The sequence below is a fragment of the Pseudomonas oplopanacis genome, assembly GCF_057128725.1.
The window spans coordinates 183,556-209,464 of the sequence record NZ_JBSKHV010000011.1; the positions used below are offsets into that span (position 1 = coordinate 183,556).

At 59.5% G+C, this 25,909-nt stretch carries 27 protein-coding genes; 23 read left to right on the forward strand and 4 right to left on the reverse strand.

What is annotated here, in order from left to right:
- Positions 1–42: 42 nt before the first annotated feature.
- Complete coding sequence (gene suhB, locus ACWKV5_RS21450; RefSeq protein WP_483842894.1) at positions 43–861, reverse strand: type III secretion system regulator SuhB; 819 nt, start codon at positions 859–861, stop codon at positions 43–45.
- A 146-nt stretch (positions 862–1,007) separates the two neighbouring features.
- Here suhB and trmJ point away from each other — a divergent pair, with 146 nt between their 5' ends.
- The 21 genes from trmJ (at position 1,008) to ACWKV5_RS21555 (ending at position 19,838) form a co-directional block, all read left to right on the forward strand.
- The gene (trmJ, locus tag ACWKV5_RS21455; RefSeq protein ID WP_483842895.1) at positions 1,008–1,778 is read left to right on the forward strand and encodes a tRNA (cytosine(32)/uridine(32)-2'-O)-methyltransferase TrmJ; all 771 of its coding nucleotides are present in this window, start codon (positions 1,008–1,010) and stop codon (positions 1,776–1,778) included.
- 2 nt (positions 1,779–1,780) lie between these two features.
- Positions 1,781–2,557, forward strand: a complete 777-nt coding sequence (cysE, locus tag ACWKV5_RS21460; protein WP_483842896.1) for a serine O-acetyltransferase — start codon at positions 1,781–1,783, stop codon at positions 2,555–2,557.
- A gap of 217 nt (positions 2,558–2,774) precedes the next feature.
- Entirely contained in the window at positions 2,775–3,266 is a 492-nt protein-coding gene (iscR, locus tag ACWKV5_RS21465) for a Fe-S cluster assembly transcriptional regulator IscR (protein ID WP_027922748.1), read from the forward strand.
- Positions 3,267–3,316: 50 nt separating this feature from the next.
- Positions 3,317–4,531, forward strand: coding sequence for an IscS subfamily cysteine desulfurase (locus tag ACWKV5_RS21470; protein ID WP_007948176.1), 1,215 nt, complete (start codon positions 3,317–3,319; stop codon positions 4,529–4,531).
- 84 nt (positions 4,532–4,615) lie between these two features.
- Positions 4,616–5,002: a Fe-S cluster assembly scaffold IscU gene (gene iscU, locus ACWKV5_RS21475; RefSeq protein WP_003443374.1), complete on the forward strand. Its 387-nt coding sequence runs from the start codon at positions 4,616–4,618 to the stop codon at positions 5,000–5,002.
- A gap of 34 nt (positions 5,003–5,036) precedes the next feature.
- On the forward strand, positions 5,037–5,360 hold the full coding sequence (iscA, locus tag ACWKV5_RS21480) for an iron-sulfur cluster assembly protein IscA (protein WP_123435026.1): 324 nt from the start codon (positions 5,037–5,039) through the stop codon (positions 5,358–5,360).
- Between the two features lie 8 nt (positions 5,361–5,368).
- Positions 5,369–5,890 (forward strand): co-chaperone HscB, encoded by a 522-nt coding sequence (gene hscB, locus ACWKV5_RS21485; protein WP_027922751.1) that lies wholly within the window; start codon positions 5,369–5,371, stop codon positions 5,888–5,890.
- A 51-nt stretch (positions 5,891–5,941) separates the two neighbouring features.
- Positions 5,942–7,804, forward strand: coding sequence for a Fe-S protein assembly chaperone HscA (gene hscA / locus ACWKV5_RS21490; RefSeq protein WP_483842897.1), 1,863 nt, complete (start codon positions 5,942–5,944; stop codon positions 7,802–7,804).
- Positions 7,805–7,806: 2 nt separating this feature from the next.
- Complete coding sequence (fdx, locus tag ACWKV5_RS21495; RefSeq protein ID WP_483842898.1) at positions 7,807–8,148, forward strand: ISC system 2Fe-2S type ferredoxin; 342 nt, start codon at positions 7,807–7,809, stop codon at positions 8,146–8,148.
- A gap of 14 nt (positions 8,149–8,162) precedes the next feature.
- The gene (iscX, locus tag ACWKV5_RS21500) at positions 8,163–8,363 is read left to right on the forward strand and encodes a Fe-S cluster assembly protein IscX (RefSeq protein ID WP_483842899.1); all 201 of its coding nucleotides are present in this window, start codon (positions 8,163–8,165) and stop codon (positions 8,361–8,363) included.
- A gap of 88 nt (positions 8,364–8,451) precedes the next feature.
- Positions 8,452–8,877: a nucleoside-diphosphate kinase gene (gene ndk, locus ACWKV5_RS21505; protein WP_007916882.1), complete on the forward strand. Its 426-nt coding sequence runs from the start codon at positions 8,452–8,454 to the stop codon at positions 8,875–8,877.
- Between the two features lie 28 nt (positions 8,878–8,905).
- Positions 8,906–10,048 (forward strand): dual-specificity RNA methyltransferase RlmN, encoded by a 1,143-nt coding sequence (rlmN, locus tag ACWKV5_RS21510; RefSeq protein WP_483842900.1) that lies wholly within the window; start codon positions 8,906–8,908, stop codon positions 10,046–10,048.
- Positions 10,049–10,065: 17 nt separating this feature from the next.
- Positions 10,066–10,824: a type IV pilus biogenesis/stability protein PilW gene (gene pilW / locus ACWKV5_RS21515; RefSeq protein ID WP_483842901.1), complete on the forward strand. Its 759-nt coding sequence runs from the start codon at positions 10,066–10,068 to the stop codon at positions 10,822–10,824.
- Entirely contained in the window at positions 10,824–11,879 is a 1,056-nt protein-coding gene (locus ACWKV5_RS21520) for a RodZ domain-containing protein (RefSeq protein ID WP_483842902.1), read from the forward strand. The genes pilW and ACWKV5_RS21520 overlap by 1 nt, the downstream gene beginning before the upstream one ends.
- A 3-nt stretch (positions 11,880–11,882) precedes the next feature.
- Positions 11,883–12,992, forward strand: coding sequence for a flavodoxin-dependent (E)-4-hydroxy-3-methylbut-2-enyl-diphosphate synthase (gene ispG, locus ACWKV5_RS21525; RefSeq protein ID WP_477803228.1), 1,110 nt, complete (start codon positions 11,883–11,885; stop codon positions 12,990–12,992).
- A 37-nt stretch (positions 12,993–13,029) separates the two neighbouring features.
- The gene (gene hisS / locus ACWKV5_RS21530) at positions 13,030–14,319 is read left to right on the forward strand and encodes a histidine--tRNA ligase (RefSeq protein WP_483842903.1); all 1,290 of its coding nucleotides are present in this window, start codon (positions 13,030–13,032) and stop codon (positions 14,317–14,319) included.
- Positions 14,320–14,359: 40 nt separating this feature from the next.
- Positions 14,360–15,001: a tetratricopeptide repeat protein gene (locus ACWKV5_RS21535; protein ID WP_483842904.1), complete on the forward strand. Its 642-nt coding sequence runs from the start codon at positions 14,360–14,362 to the stop codon at positions 14,999–15,001.
- Positions 14,994–16,145 carry an outer membrane protein assembly factor BamB gene (gene bamB / locus ACWKV5_RS21540; RefSeq protein ID WP_483842905.1) on the forward strand — a complete coding sequence of 384 codons (1,152 nt, stop codon included), beginning with the start codon at positions 14,994–14,996 and terminating at the stop codon, positions 16,143–16,145. The genes ACWKV5_RS21535 and bamB overlap by 8 nt, the downstream gene beginning before the upstream one ends.
- Positions 16,146–16,284: 139 nt before the next feature.
- On the forward strand, positions 16,285–17,754 hold the full coding sequence (gene der, locus ACWKV5_RS21545) for a ribosome biogenesis GTPase Der (protein WP_483842906.1): 1,470 nt from the start codon (positions 16,285–16,287) through the stop codon (positions 17,752–17,754).
- Between the two features lie 156 nt (positions 17,755–17,910).
- The gene (locus tag ACWKV5_RS21550) at positions 17,911–19,059 is read left to right on the forward strand and encodes a pyridoxal phosphate-dependent aminotransferase (RefSeq protein ID WP_483842907.1); all 1,149 of its coding nucleotides are present in this window, start codon (positions 17,911–17,913) and stop codon (positions 19,057–19,059) included.
- Positions 19,047–19,838: an amidohydrolase gene (locus ACWKV5_RS21555; RefSeq protein ID WP_483842908.1), complete on the forward strand. Its 792-nt coding sequence runs from the start codon at positions 19,047–19,049 to the stop codon at positions 19,836–19,838. The genes ACWKV5_RS21550 and ACWKV5_RS21555 overlap by 13 nt, the downstream gene beginning before the upstream one ends.
- A gap of 204 nt (positions 19,839–20,042) precedes the next feature.
- Here the strand turns inward: ACWKV5_RS21555 and leuA are convergent, their stop codons facing one another.
- Entirely contained in the window at positions 20,043–21,722 is a 1,680-nt protein-coding gene (leuA, locus tag ACWKV5_RS21560) for a 2-isopropylmalate synthase (RefSeq protein WP_483842909.1), read from the reverse strand.
- A gap of 386 nt (positions 21,723–22,108) precedes the next feature.
- Between leuA and ACWKV5_RS21565 the strand changes: the two genes are divergently transcribed.
- On the forward strand, positions 22,109–22,465 hold the full coding sequence (locus tag ACWKV5_RS21565) for a hypothetical protein (protein WP_483842910.1): 357 nt from the start codon (positions 22,109–22,111) through the stop codon (positions 22,463–22,465).
- Between the two features lie 118 nt (positions 22,466–22,583).
- On the opposite strand, the gene ACWKV5_RS21570 is transcribed toward ACWKV5_RS21565, so the two are convergent.
- Positions 22,584–23,405 carry a peptidoglycan DD-metalloendopeptidase family protein gene (locus ACWKV5_RS21570; protein ID WP_483842911.1) on the reverse strand — a complete coding sequence of 274 codons (822 nt, stop codon included), beginning with the start codon at positions 23,403–23,405 and terminating at the stop codon, positions 22,584–22,586.
- A gap of 3 nt (positions 23,406–23,408) precedes the next feature.
- The gene (gene xseA, locus ACWKV5_RS21575) at positions 23,409–24,788 is read right to left on the reverse strand and encodes an exodeoxyribonuclease VII large subunit (RefSeq protein ID WP_123435013.1); all 1,380 of its coding nucleotides are present in this window, start codon (positions 24,786–24,788) and stop codon (positions 23,409–23,411) included.
- 185 nt (positions 24,789–24,973) lie between these two features.
- Between xseA and ACWKV5_RS21580 the strand changes: the two genes are divergently transcribed.
- A complete protein-coding gene (locus tag ACWKV5_RS21580; RefSeq protein WP_483842912.1) occupies positions 24,974–25,741 on the forward strand; it encodes a sulfite exporter TauE/SafE family protein in 768 nt (255 codons plus the stop codon).
- Positions 25,742–25,909 lie beyond the last annotated feature (168 nt).

Sequence of the window (25,909 nt, forward strand, 5' to 3'; positions counted from 1 at the left end):
AAAAAAAGCACCCCGAAGGGTGCTTTTTCTGTCGCTGGAAGCTTAGCGTTTCAGCGAGGCTGGCAGGTGCGGCTGGATCGCCGTCAGAACTGCCTTGAAGCATTTGGTGTTACCGGCAACGACGTGACCTTTCTCAAGGAATTCGTGACCACCGGTGAAGTCGCTGATCAAACCGCCGGCTTCCTGGATCAGCAGGGCGCCTGCAGCCATGTCCCACTCGGACAGGCCCGACTCCCAGAACGCGTCGAAACGACCGGCAGCCACGTAGGCCAGGTCCAGGCTCGCCGAGCCAGCGCGACGGATGCCGGCAGTCTGGCCAACCAGGGCGCGGAACATGCCCAGGTAGTTCTCGAGGTTGTCCATCTGGTCGTCACGGAACGGGAAGCCGGTACCCAGCAGGGCGCCGTCCAGGCTGGTGCGACCGCTGACGCGCAGGCGACGACCGTTCAGTTGAGCGCCGCGACCACGGCTGGCGGTGAATTCTTCCTGGCGAACCGGGTCCAGAACAACAGCGTGTTCCAGGCGACCACGGTATTTGCAGGCGATGCTGACAGCGAAGTGAGGAATGCCGCGCAGGAAGTTGGTGGTGCCGTCCAGCGGATCGATGATCCACAGGTATTCTTCGCCTTCGATACCGTTGCCGGCGTGCATGCCGGTTTCTTCACCCAGGATCGAGTGGTTCGGGTAGGCCTTGCGCAGCGCATCGATGATTTTCTGTTCGGCGGCGCGATCCACCTCGGATACGTAATCCTTGGCGTCTTTTTCGTCGACCTTGATGGTATCCAGGCGCTCGATGGAGCGGAAAATCAATTCACTGGCGCTGCGGGCGGCGCGCAGCGCGATATTCAGCATGGGCTGCATGGATGTGTCACCTAAGGTTGTTAAAGAAAGCCGGGCATTCTATCAGAACTTTTCTACAGGTGAAGGTCGGTGTTCGCTTTCATAGCTTAACGGTAGTAGGAACTGTAAGATTCGGCTCCTTAATTCTGTGTTCGAGACTGCCTCCCGTGCTGCATAACATTCGTGTCGTCCTGGTCAATACCAGCCATCCCGGCAACATCGGCGGGGCTGCGCGTGCCATGAAGAACATGGGCCTGTCGCGGCTGGTGCTGGTCGAACCGCGGCTATTTCCGCATCACGAAGCCGACGCCCGTGCTTCCGGTGCCGGCGATATCCTTGAAAACGCGCAAGTCGTCGCCACTTTGGAAGATGCCTTGGTCGGCTGCAACCTGGTGCTCGGCACCAGCGCTCGCGACCGGCGCATTCCCTGGCCGCTGCTCGATCCTCGCGAATGCGGTGTGAAAGTGGTGGAAGAAGCCGGGCAGGGTGCCGAGATTGCCTTGGTCTTTGGTCGTGAAGATTCCGGCCTGACCAATGAAGAGCTGCAGCGATGTCATTATCACGTGCACATTCCATCAGACCCCGAGTTCAGTTCGCTGAACCTTGGGGCGGCGGTGCAGGTGTTGGGCTATGAAGTGCGCATGTCCTGGCTCGCGGCCCAAGGGCGGCCGAGCAAGGTCGAGAAGGATGAAGTGGCGTCCACCAAAAGTGGTGAGCTGGCGACCATGGATGAGCTGGAGCGATTCTATGAACACCTGGAACAAACCCTGGTGGCCATCGAATTCCTTGATCCGGAAAAGCCACGGCACTTGATGGCGCGCCTGCGTCGGTTGTACGGACGTAGCTCGGTCAGCCGGGCGGAAATGAACATATTGCGTGGCATCCTCACGGAAACCCAAAAAGCGGCCCGTGGCGAGCTTCTAAAGCGGAAGGATTAATGATGTTTGAGCGTTTGCGTGAAGATATCCAAAGCGTATTCCATCGAGACCCGGCGGCGCGTAACGCTTTTGAAGTTCTGACGTGCTACCCGGGCATGCATGCCATCTGGATTCATCGTCTGTCGTCGGCGTTGTGGCGCGCAGAGCTGAAATGGCTGGCGCGACTGGTCTCGAACTTCGGTCGCTGGCTGACCGGGATTGAGATCCATCCGGGCGCCAAGGTCGGTCGTCGCTTCTTTATTGACCATGGCATGGGCATCGTTATTGGTGAAACCGCCGAGATCGGCAATGACGTCACCCTTTATCAAGGCGTGACGCTGGGCGGAACTAGCTGGAACAAGGGCAAGCGTCACCCGACCCTTGAAGATGGCGTGGTGGTGGGGGCGGGCGCCAAGGTGCTTGGCCCGTTTACCGTTGGTGCGGGTGCCAAGGTCGGTTCTAACGCCGTGGTGACCAAAGCGGTGCCTGCCGGCGCGACCGTTGTCGGTATTCCAGGGCGGATCATCGTCAAGTCCGATGACGAGCAGGATGCCAAGCGCAAGGCCATGGCCGAGAAGATCGGCTTCGATGCCTACGGTGTCGGTGAAGACATGCCGGACCCGGTAGCCCGTGCCATTGGTCAGTTGCTGGATCACTTGCAGGCGGTCGATGGTCGCCTGGAGGGGATGTGCGGCGCACTGAAGGATCTGGGCAGTAACTACTGTGCCAAGGATCTGCCTGAGCTGCGCGAAGAAGACTTCGCCTGCGTGAAGGACAAGGATCAGAGTCAGGCCAGCTAGACCGGGTCGCTCCCACAATTGAAATGTATTCCCCTGTGGGAGCGAGCCTGCTCGCGAAGAACGATAACGCGCAATGACTGGCTGTAACCCTCCAGCCTTTGCTATGATGCGGCCGCTCTTTTGCGGGTAAACCTGACTAAAGTACTAGGTCTTATAGTTGACTTAAATACTCGGGAATTGCATACTCGCCCCATTCCGAACTCCGTGGTAATTGTCCATGCGACTGACTACAAAAGGCCGATACGCCGTGACCGCCATGCTCGATCTGGCGTTGCACGCGCAGCACGGGCCGGTGTCCCTGGCCGATATCTCCGAGCGCCAAGGCATCTCCCTGTCCTACCTCGAACAGCTTTTCGCCAAATTGCGCCGCAGCAATCTGGTGTCCAGCGTCCGCGGTCCGGGCGGCGGCTACCAACTGTCCCGCGAGATGCAGGGCATCCAGGTCGCCCAGGTGATCGATGCGGTGAACGAATCGGTGGATGCCACCAAATGCCAGGGCCAAGGCGATTGCCATTCAGGCGATACCTGCCTGACTCACCACTTGTGGTGCGACCTGAGCCTGCAGATTCACGAATTTCTGAGCGGTATCAGCTTGGCTGACCTTGTGACTCGCCGTGAGGTACAAGACATAGCCCAGCGTCAGGACCAGCGCCGTTGCAACAGCAAGGCGCCACGCCTGGACAAGATTGAAGCGTCCGCCGTCGAATGACAGCCAAAGAGCTAACGGCACGCCAGCCAGCCTGATTTAGGAGATAGTCCATGAAATTGCCGATTTACCTTGATTACTCTGCGACCACCCCGGTTGATCCGCGTGTTGCGCAAAAAATGAGTGAATGCCTGCTGGTCGACGGAAACTTCGGTAACCCGGCGTCCCGTTCCCACGTGTTCGGCTGGAAAGCTGAAGAGTCCGTCGAAAACGCCCGTCGTCAGGTCGCAGACCTGGTCAACGCCGATCCGCGTGAAATCGTCTGGACCTCCGGTGCCACCGAGTCCGACAACCTGGCAATCAAGGGCGCGGCGCATTTCTATGCGACCAAAGGCAAGCACCTCATCACCACCAAGATTGAGCACAAGGCTGTCCTCGACACCATGCGCCAACTGGAGCGTGAAGGCTTCGAAGTGACCTACCTCGAGCCTCAGACCGATGGCCTGGTAACGCCGGCCATGATTGAAGCTGCACTGCGTGACGACACCATCCTGGTCTCGGTCATGCACGTGAACAACGAAATCGGCACCATCAACGACATCGAAGCCATCGGCGAACTGCTCCGCTCCAAGGGCATCCTGTTCCACGTCGACGCGGCTCAGTCCACCGGCAAGGTCGACATCGACCTGTCGAAGCTGAAAGTCGACCTGATGTCGTTCTCTGCCCACAAAACCTACGGCCCTAAAGGCATCGGCGCGCTGTACGTCAGCCGCAAGCCGCGTGTTCGCATCGAAGCGACCATGCACGGCGGCGGTCACGAGCGTGGCATGCGTTCCGGCACCCTGGCGACCCACCAGATCGTCGGCATGGGTGAAGCGTTCCGCGTAGCCAAGGAAGACATGGCTGCCGAAAACGTGCGCATCAAAGCCCTGAGCGACCGCTTCTTCAAACAGGTCGAAGGCCTGGAAGAGCTGTACATCAACGGCAGCATGACCGCTCGCGTACCGCACAACCTGAACCTGAGCTTCAACTACGTCGAAGGCGAGTCGCTGATCATGGCGCTCAAGGACCTGGCCGTTTCGTCCGGTTCTGCCTGCACCTCGGCGTCCCTTGAGCCTTCGTACGTACTGCGTGCCCTGGGCCGCAACGACGAACTGGCACACAGCTCGATTCGCTTCACCTTCGGCCGTTTCACCACCGAAGAAGAAATCGACTACGCCGCGCAGAAAGTCTGCGAGGCCGTTACCAAGCTGCGCACTCTGTCGCCGCTGTGGGACATGTACAAAGACGGTGTCGACATTTCGAAAATCGAGTGGGCGGCACACTGATTTCAAGTCGCCGCGAACCGGCCCTGTAAACCAAGGTTGGCAGGGCTTTAAGAGCGACTCTCTGATGAGTGAGGATTAAGCATCATGGCTTACAGCGAAAAGGTCATCGACCACTACGAAAACCCGCGCAACGTCGGCAAGATGGACGCGGAAGACCCTGATGTCGGCACCGGCATGGTCGGCGCTCCGGCGTGCGGCGACGTTATGCGCCTGCAAATCAAGGTCAACGAGCAAGGCATCATCGAAGACGCCAAGTTCAAGACCTACGGTTGCGGTTCGGCTATCGCCTCCAGCTCCCTCGCTACCGAGTGGATGAAGGGCAAGACCCTGGACGAAGCCGAGACCATCAAGAACACTCAGCTGGCTGAAGAACTGGCCCTGCCGCCAGTGAAAATCCACTGCTCCGTGCTCGCAGAAGACGCTATCAAAGCGGCCGTTCGTGACTACAAGCAGAAGAAAGGCTTGATCTGACTTTCAGGTTTTGGCGACGAGTAAGGAGTCACCGATGGCTATCAGCATGACAGAAGCGGCTGCTCGACACGTGCGGCGCTCCCTCGACGGGCGCGGCAAAGGTGAAGGGATTCGTCTGGGTGTTCGCACCACAGGCTGTTCCGGCCTTGCCTACGTGCTGGAGTTTGTCGACGAGGTGGTTGAAGAGGATCAGGTGTTCGAAAGTCACGGTGAAAAAGTGATTATCGACCCGAAAAGCCTGTCCTACCTGGACGGCACCGAGCTCGATTTCGTCAAGGAAGGGTTGAACGAAGGCTTCAAGTTCAACAACCCCAACGTACGCGGTGAATGTGGCTGCGGCGAAAGCTTCAACATCTGAGGCTTGTCGTGGGTACTCCTTGTCATTTCGCTTTATTTGAGCTGCAACCGAGTTTCAATCTGGACCTCGACCAGCTGGCTACGCGCTACCGTGAGTTGGCGCGCAGTGTTCATCCGGACCGCTTTGCTGACGCTTCCGAGCGTGAGCAGCGGTTGGCGCTAGAGCAATCCGCGAGCCTCAACGAGGCCTACCAGACGCTCAAAAGTCCGCCCAAGCGCGCGCGTTATTTGCTCGCCTTGAACGGTGGTGAGCTGCCGCTGGAGGTCACGGTGCATGACCCGGAGTTTTTGCTGCAGCAGATGGAGCTGCGTGAAGAGCTCGAAGACCTGCAAGACAGTGCCGATCTGGCCGGTGTTGCAGCGTTCAAGCGTCGCTTGAAAACCGCCCAGGATGTACTGAACCAAAGCTTCGCGGCTTGTTGGAATGATGCGGCGCACCGTGAGCAGGCCGAACGCCTGATGCGGCGCATGCAGTTCCTCGACAAGCTCACCTACGAAGTGCGCCAGTTAGAAGAGCGCCTCGACGATTAACCCAGTGCCGCTCCGGTCGCACGCCTGATATACAGATAAGTCCTGATACCAATGGCCCTACTGCAGATCGCCGAACCCGGCCAAAGTCCTCAACCGCACCAGCGTCGTCTGGCTGTGGGGATCGACTTGGGCACTACCAATTCGCTGGTCGCTGCGTTGCGCAGTGGTCTTTCCGAGCCTCTGGCCGACGCTGACGGGCAGGTCATCCTGCCGTCTGCCGTGCGCTATCACGCTGATCGCGTCGAAGTGGGCGAATCCGCCAAACTGGCTGCCGCCACAGATCCCTTGAACACCGTGTTGTCGGTCAAGCGCTTGATGGGTCGTGGTCTGTCCGACGTCAAGCAATTGGGCGATCAACTGCCGTACCGCTTTGTCGGTGGCGAATCGCACATGCCGTTCATAGACACCGTGCAGGGGCCGAAAAGCCCGGTCGAAGTCTCCGCCGATATCCTCAAAGTGCTGCGTCAGCGTGCTGAAGCGACGTTGGGTGGCGAGCTGGTCGGCGCGGTGATCACCGTTCCAGCCTATTTCGATGATGCACAGCGTCAAGCCACCAAGGACGCGGCCAAACTGGCCGGTCTGAACGTGCTGCGTTTGCTCAATGAGCCAACCGCCGCTGCTGTGGCTTACGGTCTGGATCAGCATGCTGAAGGCCTGGTCGCCATTTATGACCTGGGCGGCGGCACCTTTGATATTTCGATTCTGCGCCTGACCGGCGGTGTGTTTGAGGTCCTGGCTACCGGCGGCGACAGCGCGCTGGGTGGCGATGACTTCGATCACGCGATTGCTGGCTGGATCATCGAGAGCGCCGGTTTGTCCGCCGACCTCGATCCGGGCGCGCAGCGTCAACTGTTGCAAACAGCCTGCGCCGCCAAAGAAGCACTGACCACCGCATCGTCGGTGGAAGTGGCGCATGGCGGCTGGAAAGCCGAACTGACCCGCGAAGCCTTTGATGCGCTGATCGAGCCGATGGTCGCTCGCAGCCTCAAAGCCTGCCGCCGCGCAGTGCGTGATTCCGGTGTTGAACTGGAAGAAGTGCACGCGGTGGTCATGGTCGGTGGTTCGACCCGCGTGCCTCGCGTTCGCGAAGCGGTCGCTGAAGCCTTTGGTCGTCAGCCGCTGACCGAAATCGATCCGGATCAAGTGGTGGCCATCGGTGCCGCGATCCAGGCCGATACGCTGGCCGGCAACAAGCGCGATGGCGATGAACTGCTGTTGCTCGACGTGATTCCGTTGTCCCTGGGGCTGGAAACCATGGGCGGCCTGATGGAGAAGGTGATTCCGCGCAACACCACCATCCCTGTCGCTCGCGCCCAGGACTTCACGACCTATAAAGACGGCCAGTCGGCCATGGCGATCCACGTATTGCAGGGTGAGCGCGAGCTGATCAGCGACTGCCGCTCCCTGGCACGTTTTGAATTGCGTGGCATTCCGGCGATGGTGGCCGGTGCGGCGAAGATTCGCGTGACCTTCCAGGTCGATGCCGACGGTCTGCTCAGTGTTTCGGCCCGTGAATTGGGTTCGGGCGTTGAAGCGAGCATTCAGGTCAAGCCGTCCTACGGTCTGACAGACGGCGAAATCGCCAAAATGCTCAAGGATTCGTTCCAGCACGCCAATGACGACAAAGTCGCTCGTGTACTGCGTGAGCAGCAAGTCGACGCACAACGCCTGATCGAAGCAGTACAAGCGGCTCTGGAGGCTGATGGCGAGCGCTTGCTCGACACCGAAGAGCGTCTGGTCATCGACATGCAAGTGCAGGAATTGACCGAACTGATGAAAGGTTCCGATGGTTACGCCATCGAGCAGCAGACCAAGCGTCTGTCGCAAGTGACCGATGCCTTTGCTGCCCGCCGCCTGGACTCGACGGTGAAAGCCGCGCTGGCGGGGCGCAACCTGAACGAGATTGAGGAATAACGATGCCGCAGGTCATTTTTCTGCCACACGAGAAGTTTTGCCCGGAAGGCATGGTTGTGGAGGCTGAGACCGGTACGTCCATCCTCGAACTGGCGCATGAGCACCATATCGAGATGGAAAGTGCCTGTGGCGGCGTCTGTGCCTGCACCACGTGCCATTGCCTGATTCGTGAAGGCTTTGACTCGCTGGAAGAGGCTGACGAGCTGGAAGAAGACTATCTTGATAAGGCTTGGGGGCTGGAGGCTCAGTCCCGCCTGGCGTGTCAGGCCCGAGTCGGTACTGAAGACCTGACCGTCGAAATTCCGAAGTACTCGCTCAACCACGCAGCCGAAGCGCCGCACTGATTCAAGGAATTGTCATGAGTCTGAAGTGGACTGATGTGCTGGAGATTGCGATCCAGCTGGCTGAAAGCAAGCCCGATGTTGACCCTATATCGGTCAACTTCGTCGATCTGCGCAAATGGGTGATGGAATTGCCCGAGTTCGACGACAAGCCTGAGCATTGTGGCGAAAAGATCCTGGAGGCCATTCAGGCCAACTGGATCGAAGAACGCGACTGAGCCACGCTGCAGGTTAGGCAATACCCAAGAACCCGCGTATAATTCGCGGGTTTAATTTTTCACAAATTACCGTTTCTGGAGTTACACCATGGCTGTTCAACGTACTTTCTCCATCATCAAGCCTGACGCTGTTGCTAAAAACGTCATCGGCGAGATCACCACTCGTTTCGAAAAAGCAGGCCTGCGCGTTGTAGCTTCGAAACTGAAGCAACTGTCCAAAGCTGAAGCTGAAGGCTTCTACGCTGAGCACAGCGCTCGTGGTTTCTTCGGCGACCTGGTTGCTTTCATGATCTCCGGCCCGGTTGTTGTTCAGGTTCTGGAAGGCGAAAACGCTATCGCTCTGAACCGTGAGCTGATGGGCGCTACCAACCCTAAAGAAGCTGCTGCCGGTACCATCCGCGCTGACTTCGCTGACTCCATCGACGCCAACGCTGTACACGGTTCGGACTCCGAAGCCGCTGCTGCTCGCGAAATCTCGTACTTCTTCGCAGCTACTGAAGTAACCACTCGCTAAGCATTGGCTTAAGAGTGAAGGTGAATCCATGACTACATCGACTGTAAAAACCAACCTGCTGGGTCTGACTCAACAGGAAATGGAAAAATTCTTCGACTCGATCGGGGAGAAGCGTTTCCGTGCCGGTCAGGTAATGAAATGGATTCACCACCTTGGCGTCGATGATTTCGACGCCATGACGAACGTCAGCAAAGCCTTGCGCGACAAGCTCAAGGTGATTGCTGAAGTTCGCGGTCCTGAAGTGGTCAGCGAGGACATTTCCACCGACGGCACCCGTAAGTGGGTGGTGCGCGTGGCGTCCGGCAGCTGCGTCGAGACCGTGTACATTCCCCAGGGCAAACGCGGCACTCTGTGCGTTTCGTCCCAGGCAGGCTGTGCCCTGGATTGCAGTTTCTGCTCCACCGGCAAGCAAGGTTTCAACAGCAACCTCACCGCCGCCGAAGTCATCGGTCAGGTGTGGATTGCCAATAAGTCGTTTGGCAGCATCCCGGCGACCGCCGACCGTGCCATCACCAACGTGGTGATGATGGGCATGGGCGAGCCGCTGCTGAACTTCGACAACGTCGTCGCGGCCATGCACCTGATGATGGACGACCTGGGCTACGGCATTTCCAAACGCCGTGTGACCCTGTCGACCTCCGGCGTGGTACCGATGATCGATGAGCTGTCCAAGCACATCGACGTCTCCCTGGCGTTGTCGCTGCACGCACCGAATGACGCATTGCGTAACCAATTGGTGCCGATCAACAAGAAATATCCGCTTAAGATGCTGCTCGAGTCGTGCCAGCGCTACATGTCGTCCCTGGGCGAAAAGCGCGTGCTGACCATCGAGTACACCTTGCTCAAGGACATCAACGACAAGGTTGAACACGCCGTTGAGATGATCGAGCTGCTCAAGAACATCCCGTGCAAGATCAACCTGATTCCGTTTAACCCGTTCCCGCATTCCGGTTACGAGCGCCCGAGCAACAACGCGATTCGCCGGTTTCAGGATCAGCTTCACCATGCAGGCTTCAATGTCACCGTACGCACCACCCGCGGTGAAGACATCGATGCCGCGTGTGGCCAATTGGTAGGGCAGGTGCTGGATCGCACCCGTCGCAGCGAACGTTATATCGCCGTGCGCGAGTTGAGCGCCGAAAACGATATGGCTACAAACGTTGCGAAATAATTAAAGAGAGGATCTCTATGTCCCTGCGCTTCGCGCTGCTTTTGCTGTGGGCCAGTCTATGTACTGGTTGTGTCCTGTCGGGCGATTTCAACCCGATGAAGACCAGCAAGGGGCGCGATGAAGCGCGTGTGGCTTATGTACAGCTGGGGCTGGGGTACTTGCAGCAGGGCATGACCGAGCGTGCCAAAGTCCCGCTGAAAAAGGCTTTGGAGCTGGATGACTCGGACCCTGATGCCAACGCGGCGCTGGGTCTGGTGTTCCAGGCCGAAATGGAGCCGGAACTGGCCGACCAGCATTTCCGCAAGGCGCTGTCTTCCCGCCCTAACGACGCACGAATCCTCAACAATTACGGCAGTTTCCTGTTCGAGGAAAAACGCTACAAAGAGGCGTACGAGCGCTTTGAACAGGCCGCCGCCGATACGCTGTATCCTGAGCGTTCGCGAGTATTCGAGAACCTGGGCATGACCGCTTCAAAGCTGGGCGAGCGTGATCTTGCACAGCAGCAACTTGAAAAAGCCCTGCGTTTGAATCGCCAACAGCCTCGTGCACTGCTCGAAATGGCTGAGTTGTCCTTCGAAGACAGGCATTATGTGCCCGCGCGTGACTATTACGATCGTTTTAGCCTGCTGGCCGAGCAAAATGCACGTAGTCTATTGCTCGGCGTTCGGCTGGCAAACGTGTTCGAAGATCGCGACAAGGCCGCAAGTGCAGGCCTACAACTAAAACGACTCTATCCCGGTACGCCGGAATATCAGCAATACCTGTCGGAGCAATGATGAAAGCGGCGCATCCCGAAGTTGTAGCAGCGAATCGCGTTAACCCCGGTGAGACTTTGCGCCAGGCCCGCGAAAGCAATGGCTGGTCGCTGGCCGAAGTGGCCCTCAAGCTCAACCTCACCGTTACCTCCTTGAGCAATCTTGAAGCCGGCGCATTCGACAAGCTGCCAGGGCATACCTTTGCTCGCGGTTATATCCGTGCGTACGCCAAGTTGTTGGGCATGGACCAGGCCGTTCTTGTCCAGCAGTTCGACCAGTCCACTGGCACCGATTCCCAGGGCAGCAGCGTTCACAGCCTGGGGCGTATCGAAGAGCCGGTGCGGGTTTCCCATACTATTTTGCGCATCGTCAGCCTGTTGTTGCTGATCGCTGTGATTGGTGGCGGATTTGTCTGGTGGCAGGATCAAACTTCGCAGCGCACCAAGGAGTCGATCGGCCTCGCCCCTGAACACGTAGAAGTGGAAGGCGCCGACGGCACCACCCAGATCCATCCGCTGGACGAGCCGGAAGACCAGGCCGTCGCGGAAGGTCAGGCTGAAGGCTCTACTTCGCTGGCATTGCCACAAGCCGAGACCTCCACTGAGGCACCGGCTGAAGCTGAAGCAACCGCGCCTGCTGCTCCGGTAGCACCGGCACCGGTAGCTCCGACGCACAACGCCGCGCCGGTTGCTGCCGCTCCAGCGCACAGCACTGCCCCTGTGGTTGCAACACCGACTGCTCCGGCGCCGGCTGTTCCAGCGGTTCCCGCAACGGTAGTGACCGCTCCGGTTGCTCCGACTGCTTCCGCTCCGACCACAACGGCTCCAGTGGCCGGCCAGGGTCAGGTTCAGCTGCAGTTCACCGCCGATTGCTGGACGCAAGTGACCGATGGCTCCGGCAAGGTGCTGTTGAGTGGTCTCAAGCGTAAAGGCGATAGCGTTTCCGTCAGCGGCAAGCCGCCGTTTGCCGTGCGCCTGGGCTTTGCCCGTGGCGCGCAGGTCAGCTACAACGGTCAGGCGGTTGATGTCGCTCCGTTCACCAGTGGCGAGACTGCTCGCCTGAAGTTGGGTCAATAAGTCATGCACGGCGAATCTCCAATCAAACGTCGCGAATCCCGCAAGATCTGGGTCGGTAACGTGCCTGTTGGCGGCGATGCGCCTATCGCTGTGCAGAGCATGACCAACAGCGATACCAATGACGTCGCCGCCACCGTGGCCCAGATCAATCGTCTGGAAGCCGCTGGCGTCGACATCGTGCGCATTTCCGTGCCAGACATGGATGCCGCCGAAGCCTTCGGCAAGATCAAGCAACTGGTTAAAGTGCCCTTGGTCGCCGACATCCACTTCGACTACCGGATCGCCTTGCGCGTGGCCGAGTTGGGTGTGGACTGCCTGCGGATCAACCCGGGCAATATCGGTCGCGAAGACCGCGTCCGCGCGGTGGTCGATGCCGCCCGTGATCGCGGGATTCCGATCCGTATCGGCGTCAACGCCGGTTCCCTGGAAAAAGATTTGCAGAAGAAGTACGGCGAGCCGACTCCGGCGGCGCTGGTCGAATCTGCCCTGCGCCACGTAGAGCACCTCGAACGCCTGAATTTCCAGGACTTCAAGGTCAGCGTGAAGGCCTCCGACGTGTTCATGGCCGTCGAAGCCTACCGCCTGCTGGCCAAGGAAATCGTCCAGCCGCTGCACCTGGGCATCACCGAAGCGGGTGGTTTGCGCTCAGGCACAGTGAAATCCGCCGTGGGCCTCGGTATGCTGCTCGCCGAAGGGATTGGCGATACTATTCGCATCTCGTTGGCGGCTGACCCGGTCGAGGAAGTGAAAGTCGGCTACGACATTCTCAAATCCCTGCATCTGCGTTCCCGTGGCATCAACTTCATCGCCTGCCCGAGCTGCTCGCGGCAGAACTTCGATGTGGTCAAGACCATGAACGAGCTGGAAGGGCGCCTCGAAGACCTGCTGGTGCCGCTGGATGTCGCGGTCATCGGGTGCGTGGTCAACGGGCCGGGTGAAGCCAAGGAAGCCCATATCGGCTTGACCGGCGGCACGCCCAACCTGATTTACATCGACGGCAAGCCGTCGCAGAAACTGACGAATGACAATCTGGTGGATGAGCTTGAACGTTTGATCCGCCAGAAAGCGGCCGAGAAGGTCAAAGCCGACGCGGCAGTCATCGCCCGCGGCTGAGCCCGACTGAAGAGCCGAACGAATTTAAGGATTTAAAGTGAGCAAGTCTCTGCAAGCCATTCGTGGCATGAACGACATCCTGCCCGAACAGACTCCCCTGTGGCGTCATTTCGAGGGCACCGTTTCGCGTCTGCTGGATAACTACGGTTACAAGCAGATCCGCATGCCGATCGTCGAGTTCACCGAGCTGTTCAAGCGCTCCATCGGTGAAGTGACCGACATCGTCGAAAAAGAAATGTACACCTTCGAAGATCGCAACGGCGACTCCCTGACCCTGCGTCCGGAAGGCACGGCTGCGTGCGTGCGTGCAGTGCTAGAGCACGGCATCACCGGCGGTGGCCAGGTGCAGAAACTCTGGTACATCGGCCCGATGTTCCGTCACGAGCGTCCACAGAAAGGTCGTTATCGCCAGTTCCACCAGATCGGTGTCGAAGTGTTCAACCTCGACGGTCCGGACATCGATGCCGAGCTGATCGTGCTGACCTGGCGCCTGTGGGGCGAGCTGGGCATCCGTGATGCGGTCAAGCTCGAGCTCAACAGCCTGGGCACTGCCGAATCGCGTGGTCGCTATCGTGAAGCGCTGGTCGAGTTCCTGTCCGCGCATCTGGACAAGCTGGACGAAGACAGCCAGCGCCGTCTGAAAACGAACCCTTTGCGGGTTCTGGATACCAAGAACGCCGACACTCAAGCGATCCTGGTCGACGCGCCGAAAATGGCCGACTACCTGGACGATGAGTCCCGCGTGCACTTCGAGGGCCTGAAGGCTCGTCTGGACGTCGCCGGCATTCCTTATGTGATCAACCCGAAGCTGGTTCGCGGGCTGGATTACTACAGCAAGACCGTTTTCGAATGGGTCACCGACAAGTTGGGCGCCCAAGGCACCGTGTGTGCCGGTGGTCGTTACGACGGTCTGGTCGAGCAAATGGGCGGCAAGCCGACCACTGGCGTTGGTTTCGCCATGGGCATCGAGCGCCTGGTGCTGTTGCTTGAGACCCTGGAGCAGATCCCGGAAGAAATCTCCCGTCAGGTCGACGTCTACCTCTGCGCCTTCGGCGAAGCGGCGGAACTCGCCGGCCTGACCCTGAGTGAACGTGTTCGTGATCAATTGCCCAACCTGCGCCTGCAAGTCAATGCCGGCGCCGGCAGCTTCAAAAGCCAGTTCAAGAAGGCCGACAAGAGCGGTGCGCTGTATGCGCTGATCCTCGGTGACGATGAGATGGCCCAGCAAGTGGTAGGTTTCAAACCCCTGCGTGGCCAGGGCGAACAACAAAGCATTGCCTGGGATGCGCTTGCTGCACACCTGGCCACCTGCGTCGTGCAGGGTTGAAGCTGTCAAACAGCCGAATTAGCGATTAAGGAGTATTGGGGTGTCGAGTACCGAAGACGAAAATTTGGCGGATTTGAAGGACTGGTGGTCACGCAACGGCAAGCCCCTGGTCACTGGCGGCCTGTTGGCGCTGGTCATCGTGTTCGGCTGGCAGGCCTTTCACAAGTATCAGAGCAATCAGTCGCAAGGCGCCTCGATGCTCTATCAGCAACTGCTCGAAACCACGCTGACGCCTGACGGCAAGCCTGACGCAGCCCGTGTTGCCGACCTGGCTGGCAAGCTCAACAGCGAGTTCGCCGGCAGTGCCTACGCGCAATACGGCAGCCTGTTCGTGGCGAAAGTCGCGGTCGACAGCGCCAAGCTGGACGACGCCGCCACCGAGCTGAAAGCCATTGTCGCCAAACCGGCCAACCCGGCGCTGGGTGAAATCGCCCGTCAGCGTCTGGCGCAGGTACTGGCCGCGCAGAACAAGGCCGATGAAGCCCTGAAACTGCTCGAAGGCGATGCCGACAAAGCATTCCTGGCCACTCGCGAAGAACTCAAAGGCGACCTGCTGGTGCAGTTGGGTCGTACCGACGAAGCGAACAAGGCGTATCAAAAAGCCAAGGCAGCCCTGTCGGATGAAGCGGCGGTCGGCGGCCTACAAATCAAGCTGGACGATCTGGCCAAAGGGGATGCGTGACGTGATTCGTTGGAAACATGCAGCATTGCTGGCCCTGGCCATTTTGGCCGCGGGTTGCAGCAGCAACAGCAAAAAAGAATTGCCGCCTGCCGAGCTCGTCGACTTCAAAGAAGAAGTGGTCTTGCACAAGCAGTGGAGTCGTTCGATCGGTGACGGTCAGGGCGAAACCTACAACATGCTGGTACCGGCGATTGATGGCGACACCATCTATGCTGCCGACGTCACTGGCGTGGTGGTCGCGATGGATCGCAGCAATGGCGACGTCAAATGGAAGAAAGATCTCGAACTGCCTGTTTCCGGCGCCGTTGGCGTGGGTTACGGGCTGGTCATGATCGGTACGCTCAAAGGCGAAATCGTTGCCCTGGACGCGATCAACGGTGAAGAGAAATGGCGCGCTCGCGTGTCCAGTGAAGTCCTCGCACCGCCGGCCAACAACGGTGACGTGGTTGTGGTCCAGACTCAGGACGACCGTCTGATCGGTCTGGATGCCGCGACCGGCAACCAGCGCTGGTTGTATGACAGCACCCCTGCGGTCCTGACCCTGCGCGGCACCAGCGCACCGATCGTCACCAACCGCCTTGCGCTGGCTGGCCTGTCGACCGGTAAAGTGGTTGCTCTCGATATCACCAACGGCGTGCCGGTGTGGGAACAGCGAGTAGCAATTCCACAAGGTCGTTCGGAGCTGGAACGTGTGGTCGATATCGACGGCGGCTTGTTGCTGTCCGGCGGTACTTTGTACGTTGCCAGCTATCAGGGTCGCGTTGCGGCACTGGACCTGGAAAGCGGTCGTCAGCTCTGGCAGCGTGATGCTTCCAGCTATGCCGGTGTCGCCCAGGGTTTTGGCAACGTCTACGTGAGCCTGTCTGCGGGCACGGTTGAAGGCGTTGACGAGCGTTCCACCACTGCATTGTGGAGCAACGACTCGCTGGCCCGTCGTCAACTGTCGGCTCCGGAAGTGTTCTCCAGCTACGTTGCAGTCGGCGACATGGAAGGCTACCTGCACCTGCTGAGCCAGGTGGACGGTCGTTTCGTCGGTCGCGAGCGCATCGACAGCGACGGCCTGCGTGCCCGTCCGCTGGTGGTGGGTGACACGATTTATGTGTATGGCAACAGCGGCAAACTGGAAGCCCTGACCATTAAGTAAAGGTTTGACTATGCTTGGGGTTAAACCCCAGGCAGCCCCGTTTGACGGGGTTCGCAGCGCCCTCAAGCGCTGCCCCGAGCACCAGCCGCTGCCTCGCAGCGGCTTTTGTATTTTCTGAAATAACGAAGTGGAGAGCCGCATGGTTCCCGTAATCGCCCTGGTGGGCCGACCGAACGTCGGCAAGTCCACCTTGTTCAACCGCCTGACCAGGACTCGTGACGCCATCGTCGGCGACTTGTCCGGTCTGACCCGTGATCGCCAATACGGTGAGGCCAAGTGGCAAGGGCGTTCCTACATTCTGGTCGACACCGGCGGTATCTCCGGTGACGAGCACGGTATGGACGAAAAAATGGCCGAGCAGTCGCTGCTGGCCATTGAAGAAGCGGATGTCGTTCTGTTCCTGGTAGATGCCAAGGCCGGTTTCACCGCCGCCGACCAGATGATCGCCGAGCATTTGCGCAAACGTAACAAGCGTTCTTATGTGGTTGCCAACAAGGTCGACAACATCGACCCTGAAATGGCCCGCGCCGAGTTCGCCCCGTTGGGCATGGGCCACGCGATCCCTATCGCCGGTGCTCATGGTCGTGGCATCACCCAGATGCTGGAAATCGCCCTGAGCGACTTCCCGAAAGACGATGACGAGCAGGAAGAAGGCGAGGAAGAGATCGTTGCCGAAGGCGAGGAAGCCAAGCGCATTCCTGGCCCAAGTGAAAAAGACGGTATCAAGATCGCCATCATCGGCCGCCCGAACGTCGGCAAGTCGACCCTGGTCAACCGCATGCTCGGTGAAGACCGGGTGATCGTGTATGACCAGCCAGGCACCACCCGCGACAGTATCTACATCCCGTTCGAGCGTAACGACGAAAAGTACACGCTGATCGACACCGCCGGTGTGCGCAAGCGCGGCAAGATCCACGAAGAAGTTGAAAAATTCTCCGTGGTCAAAACCCTGCAAGCGATCAAAGACGCCAACGTGGTGATCTTCGTCATGGACGCGCGCGAAGGCGTGGTGGACCACGACCTCAACCTGCTGGGCTTCGCCATTGAGTCGGGTCGTGCGCTGGTTATCGCGATCAACAAGTGGGACGGCATGACGCCGAGCGAGCGCGACTTCGTGAAGGTCGAACTGCAACGTCGACTGTTCTTCGTTGACTACGCCGACATCCACTTCATCTCGGCCCTGCACGGCACGGGCGTGGGCAACCTCTACGCCTCGGTACAGAACTCGTTCAAGTCCGCCGTGACCCGCTGGCCGACCAACCGCCTCACCCAGATTCTGGAAGATGCGGTCGGTGAGCACGCGCCACCGATGGTCAACAACCGCCGGATCAAGCTGCGTTACGCCCACTTGGGTGGTGCGAACCCGCCGATCATCGTGATCCACGGTAACCAGATCGAGAAGGTACCGAAGTCTTACGTTCGTTACCTGGAAAACACTTACCGTCGGGTCTTGAAGCTGGTCGGTACGCCGATCCGCATCGAGTTCAAGGGCGGCGAGAACCCGTTCGAAGGCAAAAAGACCACGCTGACCGACCGCCAGGTCAACAAGAAGCGTCGCATGATGTCGCACCACAAAAAGGCCGACAAAAAGCGCCGCGACAAGAAATAGAAGCAGCTTTAGTCGGTCGTTCCCACGCTCCCGCGCAGGAACGATCAATTAGAAGAAGGGCGCCCATTGGCGCCCTTTTTTTATGGGCGCCGGATGGGCTATCCTCGGGCTCTCCCGCGCCGCCGTTAGAGCCGGGTGTAGAGCAGGGAATCACCGATGATCACCAGTAAGCTGCCGAATGTCGGCATCACTATCTTCACTCAGATGTCTCAACTCGCGGCGCAAACCGGGGCGATCAACCTGTCCCAGGGTTTTCCCGATTTCGATGCCCCGCAAGCCCTGTGCGATGCGGTCGGCCGGCATATCGCCAATGGCCATAACCAGTATTCGCCAATGACCGGCCTGCCGGCGCTGCGCCAGCAAGTGTCGGCGAAGATCGCGCGCAGCTACGGCGTCAACGTCGATGCCGATCACGAAGTGACCATCACTCCCGGCGCCACCCAGGCGATCTTCTGTGCGATTCAGGCGGTTATCCACAACGGCGACGAAGTGATCGTGTTCGATCCTTGCTACGACAGTTATGAGCCGTCGGTGGAACTGGCCGGTGGACGCTGCGTGCATGTGCAGCTCGGGCTGAATGATTTCGCCATCGACTTCCAGAAACTGGCTGACGCCATTACCCCGCGCACGCGGATGATCGTGCTCAACTCGCCGCACAACCCGAGCGGGGCGCTGATCAGCCGGGCCGAGCTGGATCAGCTGGCGGATCTGATTCGGGGTCGCGACATCTATCTGGTCAGCGATGAAGTCTACGAACACCTGGTGTTTGACGGCGTGCCGCATGTCAGCGTGTTGAATCACGAAGAGCTCTATCAGCGCGCTTTCGTGGTCAGTTCCTTCGGCAAGACTTATCACGTTACCGGCTGGAAAACCGGCTACGTGGTCGCTCCACCGGCACTCACCGCCGAACTGCGCAAGGTGCATCAATACGTCAGTTTCTGCGGCGTGACGCCGCTGCAGTTCGCCCTGGCCGACTTCATGGCCGAGCACCCGGAACACGTCGAAGAGTTGCCAGGTTTCTATCAGGCCAAGCGTGATCTGTTCTGCGATTTACTGACGCCATCGCGCTTCAGTTTCACTCGCGTGACCGGCACCTATTTCCAGTTGGTCGACTACTCGCAGATCCGCCCGGACCTCAATGACGTCGAAATGGCGTTGTGGATGACCCGCGAACATGGCGTGGCGAGCATCCCGATCTCGGTGTTCTACCAGACCCCACCCGAAGGCCAGCGCCTGGTGCGCCTGTGCTTCGCCAAACGCGAGGAGACCCTGCGTGAAGCAGCGGCAAAACTATGCGTGATCTGAGTGCATTGCCCAACCTGAATGTCGCGCTGATCCAGACCACGCTGGCCTGGCATGACCGGCAAGCCAACCTGGAGCATTTCGAGCAGTTGCTGGAGCAGGCGCGCGGTGCGGACCTGATCATCCTGCCGGAGATGTTCACCACCGGTTTCTCCATGGAGTCGCAAACGCTGGCGGAGGCGGAAAACGGTCCGACCAGCAAGTGGCTGCGCGCTCAGGCGGCGAAGCTCGACGCGGTCATCACCGGCAGCATCATCGTTCAAACCGCAGACGGCAGTCATCGCAATCGCCTGCTGTGGGCGCGGCCGGACGGGGAGGTGTGGCATTACGACAAGCGCCATCTGTTTCGCATGGCCGGCGAGCATAACCACTACACACCGGGAGAGCGTCAGGTGCAGTTCGAACTCAAGGGCTGGCGCGTGCGGCCGCTGATTTGTTACGACCTGCGCTTCCCGGTCTGGAGTCGCGATGCGCACGACACCGATTTGCTGCTGTACACCGCCAACTGGCCGGGGGCGCGACGTCAGCACTGGAACCGATTGCTGCCGGCGCGGGCCATCGAAAACCTCTGCTACGTGGCCGCGGTGAATCGCATCGGCACCGATGGCAAAGGTTTTGCCTACACCGGTGACAGTCAGGTGCTGGATTTCCAGGGCGAAACCCTGCTCAGTGCCGGTGAAGCCGACGGCGTGTTTCAGGTAGTGCTGAACGCTGCGGATCTGCAGGCTTATCGCACGCGTTTCCCGGCGAATCTGGATGCGGATTCATTCGAATTCACCTGAGATTTTCGCTGCCTGACCCAGCCTCTTCGCGAGCAGGCTCGCTCCCACATTGGATCTGTGTGACCGCAACTCTTATGTGCACCCCAGCTCTACTGTGAGAGCGAGCCTGCTCGCGAAGAGGCCACGACAGACAACACAAAAATCACAGGCAAACGAAAGGCCCCAAGGTTCACACCTTGGGGCCTTTTGCATTTCAGCGAACGCTTACGCCGCTTTCGCTTCCGGCTGGCTCAGCGAGCGGTTCAGCGCGCTGAACAGGGCCTTGAAGCTGGCCGTGGTGATGTTTTCATCAATACCCACACCGTGCACCGCACGCTCGCCGTTCACACGCAGTTCAATGTAGGCCGCAGCCTTGGCATTGGTGCCCGCGCCAATCGCGTGTTCGTTGTAGTCCATGATCTCCACCGGAATCGGCAGGCCGGCCACCAGGGCTTCCAGTGCGCCGTTGCCCTTGCCGCGCCAGTGCAGGTTGGTTTCGCCCTGACCTTTGCTGGAGACTTCCACTTCCACGGCGCTGTGACCGTTTTCTTCCTGCAAGCGATGGCTGACCAGCGCGTACGGGGTGTTGGCCTGCAAGTATTCGCTGTGCAGCAGCGCGTGGATTTGCTGAGCGGTCATCTCGAGGCCCAGGCGATCGGTTTCGCGCTGTACGACCTGGCTGAACTCGATCTGCATGCGGCGTGGCAAGTTGATGCCGTATTCCTGTTCCAGCAGGTACGCGATACCGCCTTTGCCCGACTGGCTGTTGACGCGGATTACCGCCTCGTAGCTGCGACCGATGTCGGCCGGGTCGATCGGCAAGTACGGCACTTCCCACAAGGCGTCCGGTTTCTGCTGGGCGAAGCCTTTGCGAATCGCATCCTGGTGGGAGCCGGAGAACGCGGTATGCACCAGGTCGCCGACGTATGGGTGACGTGGGTGCACCTGGATCTGGTTGCACTCTTCGACGACTTTGCGCACGCCGTCGATGTCGGAGAAGTCCAGCTCAGGGTGAATGCCCTGGGTGTACAGGTTCAGTGCCACGGTCACGAGGTCGACGTTACCGGTACGCTCGCCGTTGCCGAACAGGCAGCCTTCGACACGGTCGGCACCGGCCATCAAGCCCAATTCGGTAGCGGCAACACCGGTGCCACGGTCGTTGTGGGTGTGCAGGCTGATGATCACGCTGTCACGACGGTTGATGTGACGACCGAACCACTCGATCTGATCGGCGTAGATGTTCGGGGTGGCGCATTCGACGGTGGCAGGCAAGTTGAGGATCATCTTGTGCTCAGGCGTCGGGTTCCAGACCTCGATCACTGCATCGCAGACTTCTTTGGCGAATTCCAGTTCGGTGGCGCTGAAGGTCTCTGGCGAGTACTCGAAGGTCCACTCGGTGTTCGGCTGCTGGGCGGCGTATTTGACGAACAGCTTGGCCGCGCTCACGGCGATTTCCTTGATCCCGTCCTTGTCCTGATTGAAGACAATCTTGCGGAAAGAAGGGGAGGTCGCGTTGTACAGGTGAACGATGGCTTTCTTCGCGCCACGCAGGGATTCGAAGGTGCGTTCGATCAAGTCTTCACGGCCCTGGGTCAGCACCTGAATGGTGGTGTCGTCCGGGATGTGGTTGCCTTCGATCAGGGTACGTACGAAGTCGAAGTCGGTTTGCGAAGCGGCCGGGAACGACGCTTCGATTTCTTTCACGCCGACCGACACCAGGGTTTTCCAGAAGCGCAGCTTCTTGACCGCGTCCATTGGCTCGATCAGGGACTGGTTGCCATCACGAAGGTCAGAGCTGCACCAGATCGGCGCGGCGGTGATGGTCTTCGACGGCCAGGTGCGGTCCGGGATGTCGATGGTCGGGAACGCGCGGTATTTCGAAGACGGGTCTTTGAGCATGCTCATCGGGGGAATCCTTATTGTGTTGGCCGAAAAAAGGCGGCCTGCCGGTGGATCAAATGTTCTTGGGGAAAAGCGTGGGGCGAGGCACCGCGATTCAGCCTGGCAGTCGTGCGCTGACGAGGCACAGGCTGCGGTGCTGGCGAAGCTGAATGAGGGTGTGAAAGGTTTTCATGCCTTCAACCCTAACCTTGGGGGTGAAGGATGGCAAGCAGTCGAAAAAAATTGAGAGGAATACCCGGAAAGCCGAATTTATCGAGATTTTATTGCTTTGAATGGCAGTGATTGTCTGGATGATTGCGCGAGGTTTGAGCACTGCGCAATTGGAGAATTGCGACGTCGGCCTCTTGGGCACGGCTATGCTTAAAGCCTGATCATGGCAGGAGTCGGACATGAACGAGTCGGACTGGAAGCGTTATAGCGCGCTGCGGCCGTTGGCTCATGAGCGGATGTGTATCCGGATCATGGAGGAGGTCGAGCGCACGGTGCTGGATAAAAGCCTGGAGCCTTATGATCGGATTGAAGCCACTGAAGAGCTGCTTCAGTCCAGGCAAAAGGAGCTGTACTGGGCGTTTGGTGTATTCAGGTTTTCACGGCATGAGGCGCAGTCGCACTTGCTCGGGTTGTGTGCGCGGGAGTTGATTACGGCTGAGGAGTTGGCGGGGTTTTCGGCGGAGACGCAGGAGTGGGTCAGGCATTGTTTGGCGGACCGGGAAGCCCATGGCATCGAGGATCTTGAGGCGGAATAGGTGGTGTCTGTTTTGCCGCCTTCGCGAGCAGGCTCGCTCCCACAGTGGATGTGTGTACACCACAGATCAAATGTGGGAGCGAGCCTGCTCGCGAAGGGGCCAGTAGCCTCAACAACTATTAAGGTTGAAACGCCCCGATAAAAATCGCCGGATCCACCCGCGCATCATTCAGGCTGACATTCCAGTGCATATGCGGCCCGGTCGCCCGGCCAGTCGCACCGACCTTGCCCACCACCCCGCCACGCGCCAACTGCTGTCCGACCTTCACATCGATTTTCGACATGTGGCAAAACATGCTGATAAAGCCTTGCCCATGATCGACAAACACCGTGTTGCCGTTGAAAAAGTAGTTGCCGATCAGAATCACCTTGCCCGCGGCCGGCGTCTTGATCGGCGTCCCCGCCGGCACAGCGAAGTCCAGCCCTGCGTGCGGGTTGCGTTCTTCACCGTTGAAGAAACGGCGCACACCAAACTTGCTCGACAGCGGCCCGTTGACCGGTTTGTCCAGCAGCAGGTTGCTCGGTGTGTTCGGGCTGAAGCTGCGGTAGGCCTGGATCTGCTCGGCCAGTTCGCCTTCGATGCGCTTGAGGTTGTCCGGGTTCGGATTGACCTGCTGCGTATTCTTCAGGGTGATGTGTTGTTCCGGGTACTTCTTGTTGCCGACGGTGAAATTCAGGCTGCGACCGCTGCTGCTGATCTGCTGCGTGCCCGGCTTCACGGTCAGCGGCACGCCGACAATCGCCAGCCAGTTGTTCTGTTCCTTGACCACCAGCACCGGTTTGCCTTGATAGCTGGCTTTCGGCGCCTGGGCAGCGGTGCCCAGATCCACCACGGCCACGCCGCCCGGCACCGGTTTGTTCAACAGGCGAGTGATGTAGCTGTCGGCGTGGGCGTTGAAGGTCAGGCACAGCAACAGCAGCGGAGCTAGAAAACGCGGCATGGATCAATCCAGTAAAGAAAGGGTGACAGGCGTCAGGTGATTGTCTTCGACCCGCACTTGAAGTTCGCCGTCGCCGAGTTTGGCCTTGAGGCGCTGACCGTTGTGGGTTTGCTCGGCGCTGCGGATCGCGTTACCGCGCTCGTCGAGCAAAATGCTGTAACCACGAGCCAGGGTTGCCAACGGGCTGACCACTTGCAGCGTCTGCACCTGACTTTGCAGTTGCAGGCGCCGCGACTTCAGGCCTTCGCGGATCGCACGTGGCAGGCGTTCGGCAAGGCTGTCGAGGCGCTGGCGGAGCATCGCCAATTGCCGGCCGGGGTGTTGCCCGGCGAGGCGGGTTTCCAGGCGAATCAAACGTTCGCGACGGGTGTTGAGGCTGCGCTCGAAGGCGCGACGCATGCGCATGTCCAGATCATCCAGACGCTGCGCTTGCTGGCGCAGACGTTCGCCGGGATGGCGCAGGCGCCGGGAAATGCCTTCCAGACGCAGGCGATCGCGCATCAAACGGTCACGCATGCGCATCACCAGTCGGCGATGCAGGCTTTCGACCCGACGCACCAGATCGCTGGAATCCGGGGCGAGCAGTTCGGCGGCAGCGGAGGGCGTCGGGGCACGAACGTCAGCGACGAAGTCACTGATCGACACATCGGTTTCGTGGCCGACAGCGCTGACAATCGGCGTGACGCAGGCATCAACGGCACGGGCTACGGCTTCTTCGTTGAAGCACCAGAGGTCTTCCAGCGAGCCACCGCCACGGGCCAGAATCAGCGCGTCGAAACCACGGGCGTCGGCCAGTTTCAGTGCGCGGACAATCTGCGCGGTAGCCTCGCGACCTTGCACGGCAGTGGGGATCAACGTCAGCTGGATCTGCGGAGCACGGCGGCGGAACACGCTGATGATGTCGCGGATCACCGCGCCGGTCGGCGAACTGATGATGCCGATGCGTTGCGGATGCGCCGGCAGCGGCACTTTGCGCTCGGCGCTGAACAGGCCTTCGGCGCTGAGCTTTTCCTTCAACGCATCGAAGGCCAAACGCAGCGCGCCGTCACCGGCCGGCTCCACAGTGTCGAGGATCAGCTGATAGTCGCCACGTCCCTCGAACAATGAAACCTTGCCGCGGACTTTGACCGCCAGGCCATCCTTCAACGCTTGGCGAACCCGCGCAGCGTTCTGCCGGAACAGCGCGCAACGCACTTGGGCGCCGCTGTCCTTGAGGGTGAAATACACGTGGCCGGACGCCGGGCGGGCGAGGTTGGAGATTTCGCCTTCGACCCAGATATTGCTGAACACGTCTTCGAGCAACACCCGCGCGCGGCCGTTGAGCTGGCTGACAGTCAGGACTTCACGGTCCAGGCCGAGTCTTGCAAAGGGATCTTTAATCATGGGGCGCAGTTTAAAGGCATTCGGCGATCAATCTCCATGACCCAACGAAATTCCCCCTGTAGGAGTGAGCCTGCTCGCGAATTCGGTGTGTCAGCCACTGCAATGCTGAAAGTCAATCCGTATTCGCGAGCAGGCTCGCTCCCACAGGGGTAAAGTCCAGCCCCGGTATTCAAGGAAGACATGGAGTGAATATGTTGGAATTTCTCAACCAATGGCCCTTCGGCACAACGGATTGGCTGATCATCGGGCTGGGCATCGCTCTGGCTTATATCGTGTTTGGCATCGCCGGCTTCGGCACCGCGCTGGTGGCGGGGCCGATTCTGATTCTGTTCATGCCGCTGTCGAAGATCGTGCCATTGCTGGTGCTGCTGGATTTTGTCGCCGCGTTCGGCAATCTGCTGCCCTCACGACGTGATGTGGCGAAACCCGAGTTGCTGCGGTTACTTCCATGCATGGCGGTGGGGTGCACGTTGGGGGTGATCTTTCTGCTGAACCTGAAATCCGACGTGTTGCTGCTGCTCATGGGGCTGTTTATCAGCGCCTATGCGATTTACAGCCTGTGGGTCAAAACCCGTCCGACACAGTTATCCGCCGCGTGGGCGGTGCCGATGGGCACGGTGGGCGGGATGTTCGGGGCATTGTTTGGCAGTGGCGGCTTTTTATATGCGATCTATTTGAACAGTCGCCTGCCCAAAGAGGCGGCCCGCGCGACCCAGAGCGCGCTGATCAGTTGCAGCACGGTGGTGCGCCTGAGCCTGTTTGCCGTCGCAGGTGTGTATGCCGAGCTACCCTTGTTGGTATTGGCCCTGTGTTTGTTGCCGGCCATGGCCTTGGGGCTGTGGATCGGGCGGCGGTTGACCATGAGGTTATCCCGCGAGGCGTTTGTGCGGTTGGTGACCTGGTTGGTGCTGGCCAGCGGGATTGCCTTGATCGGGCGTTACCTGAGTACTTGACCGGAATATCTCAGGGATTAAGCTGCCCGGCGCAGTCCCTGTGGCGAGGGAGCTTGCTCCCGCTGGGCTGCGAAGCGGCCCCAAAACCTGCAATGTTGTGTGTCAGGCACACTGCATGCATTGGATTACGACTGCTGCGCAGCCGAGCGGGAGCAAGCTCCCTCGCCA

Coding starts and splice junctions, on each gene's coding strand:
- ACWKV5_RS21550 (WP_483842907.1), top strand. CDS start 17,911: ATGATCACCAGTAAGCTGCCGAATGTCGGCATCACTATCTTCACTCAG.
- der (WP_483842906.1), top strand. CDS start 16,285: ATGGTTCCCGTAATCGCCCTGGTGGGCCGACCGAACGTCGGCAAGTCC.
- ACWKV5_RS21555 (WP_483842908.1), top strand. CDS start 19,047: ATGCGTGATCTGAGTGCATTGCCCAACCTGAATGTCGCGCTGATCCAG.
- iscU (WP_003443374.1), top strand. CDS start 4,616: ATGGCTTACAGCGAAAAGGTCATCGACCACTACGAAAACCCGCGCAAC.
- hscA (WP_483842897.1), top strand. CDS start 5,942: ATGGCCCTACTGCAGATCGCCGAACCCGGCCAAAGTCCTCAACCGCAC.
- ndk (WP_007916882.1), top strand. CDS start 8,452: ATGGCTGTTCAACGTACTTTCTCCATCATCAAGCCTGACGCTGTTGCT.
- xseA (WP_123435013.1), bottom strand. CDS start 24,788: ATGATTAAAGATCCCTTTGCAAGACTCGGCCTGGACCGTGAAGTCCTG.
- suhB (WP_483842894.1), bottom strand. CDS start 861: ATGCAGCCCATGCTGAATATCGCGCTGCGCGCCGCCCGCAGCGCCAGT.
- bamB (WP_483842905.1), top strand. CDS start 14,994: ATGCGTGACGTGATTCGTTGGAAACATGCAGCATTGCTGGCCCTGGCC.
- ispG (WP_477803228.1), top strand. CDS start 11,883: ATGCACGGCGAATCTCCAATCAAACGTCGCGAATCCCGCAAGATCTGG.
- ACWKV5_RS21565 (WP_483842910.1), top strand. CDS start 22,109: ATGAACGAGTCGGACTGGAAGCGTTATAGCGCGCTGCGGCCGTTGGCT.
- leuA (WP_483842909.1), bottom strand. CDS start 21,722: ATGAGCATGCTCAAAGACCCGTCTTCGAAATACCGCGCGTTCCCGACC.
- ACWKV5_RS21520 (WP_483842902.1), top strand. CDS start 10,824: ATGAAAGCGGCGCATCCCGAAGTTGTAGCAGCGAATCGCGTTAACCCC.
- ACWKV5_RS21570 (WP_483842911.1), bottom strand. CDS start 23,405: ATGCCGCGTTTTCTAGCTCCGCTGCTGTTGCTGTGCCTGACCTTCAAC.
- cysE (WP_483842896.1), top strand. CDS start 1,781: ATGTTTGAGCGTTTGCGTGAAGATATCCAAAGCGTATTCCATCGAGAC.
- fdx (WP_483842898.1), top strand. CDS start 7,807: ATGCCGCAGGTCATTTTTCTGCCACACGAGAAGTTTTGCCCGGAAGGC.
- ACWKV5_RS21470 (WP_007948176.1), top strand. CDS start 3,317: ATGAAATTGCCGATTTACCTTGATTACTCTGCGACCACCCCGGTTGAT.
- iscA (WP_123435026.1), top strand. CDS start 5,037: ATGGCTATCAGCATGACAGAAGCGGCTGCTCGACACGTGCGGCGCTCC.
- iscR (WP_027922748.1), top strand. CDS start 2,775: ATGCGACTGACTACAAAAGGCCGATACGCCGTGACCGCCATGCTCGAT.
- pilW (WP_483842901.1), top strand. CDS start 10,066: ATGTCCCTGCGCTTCGCGCTGCTTTTGCTGTGGGCCAGTCTATGTACT.
- rlmN (WP_483842900.1), top strand. CDS start 8,906: ATGACTACATCGACTGTAAAAACCAACCTGCTGGGTCTGACTCAACAG.
- iscX (WP_483842899.1), top strand. CDS start 8,163: ATGAGTCTGAAGTGGACTGATGTGCTGGAGATTGCGATCCAGCTGGCT.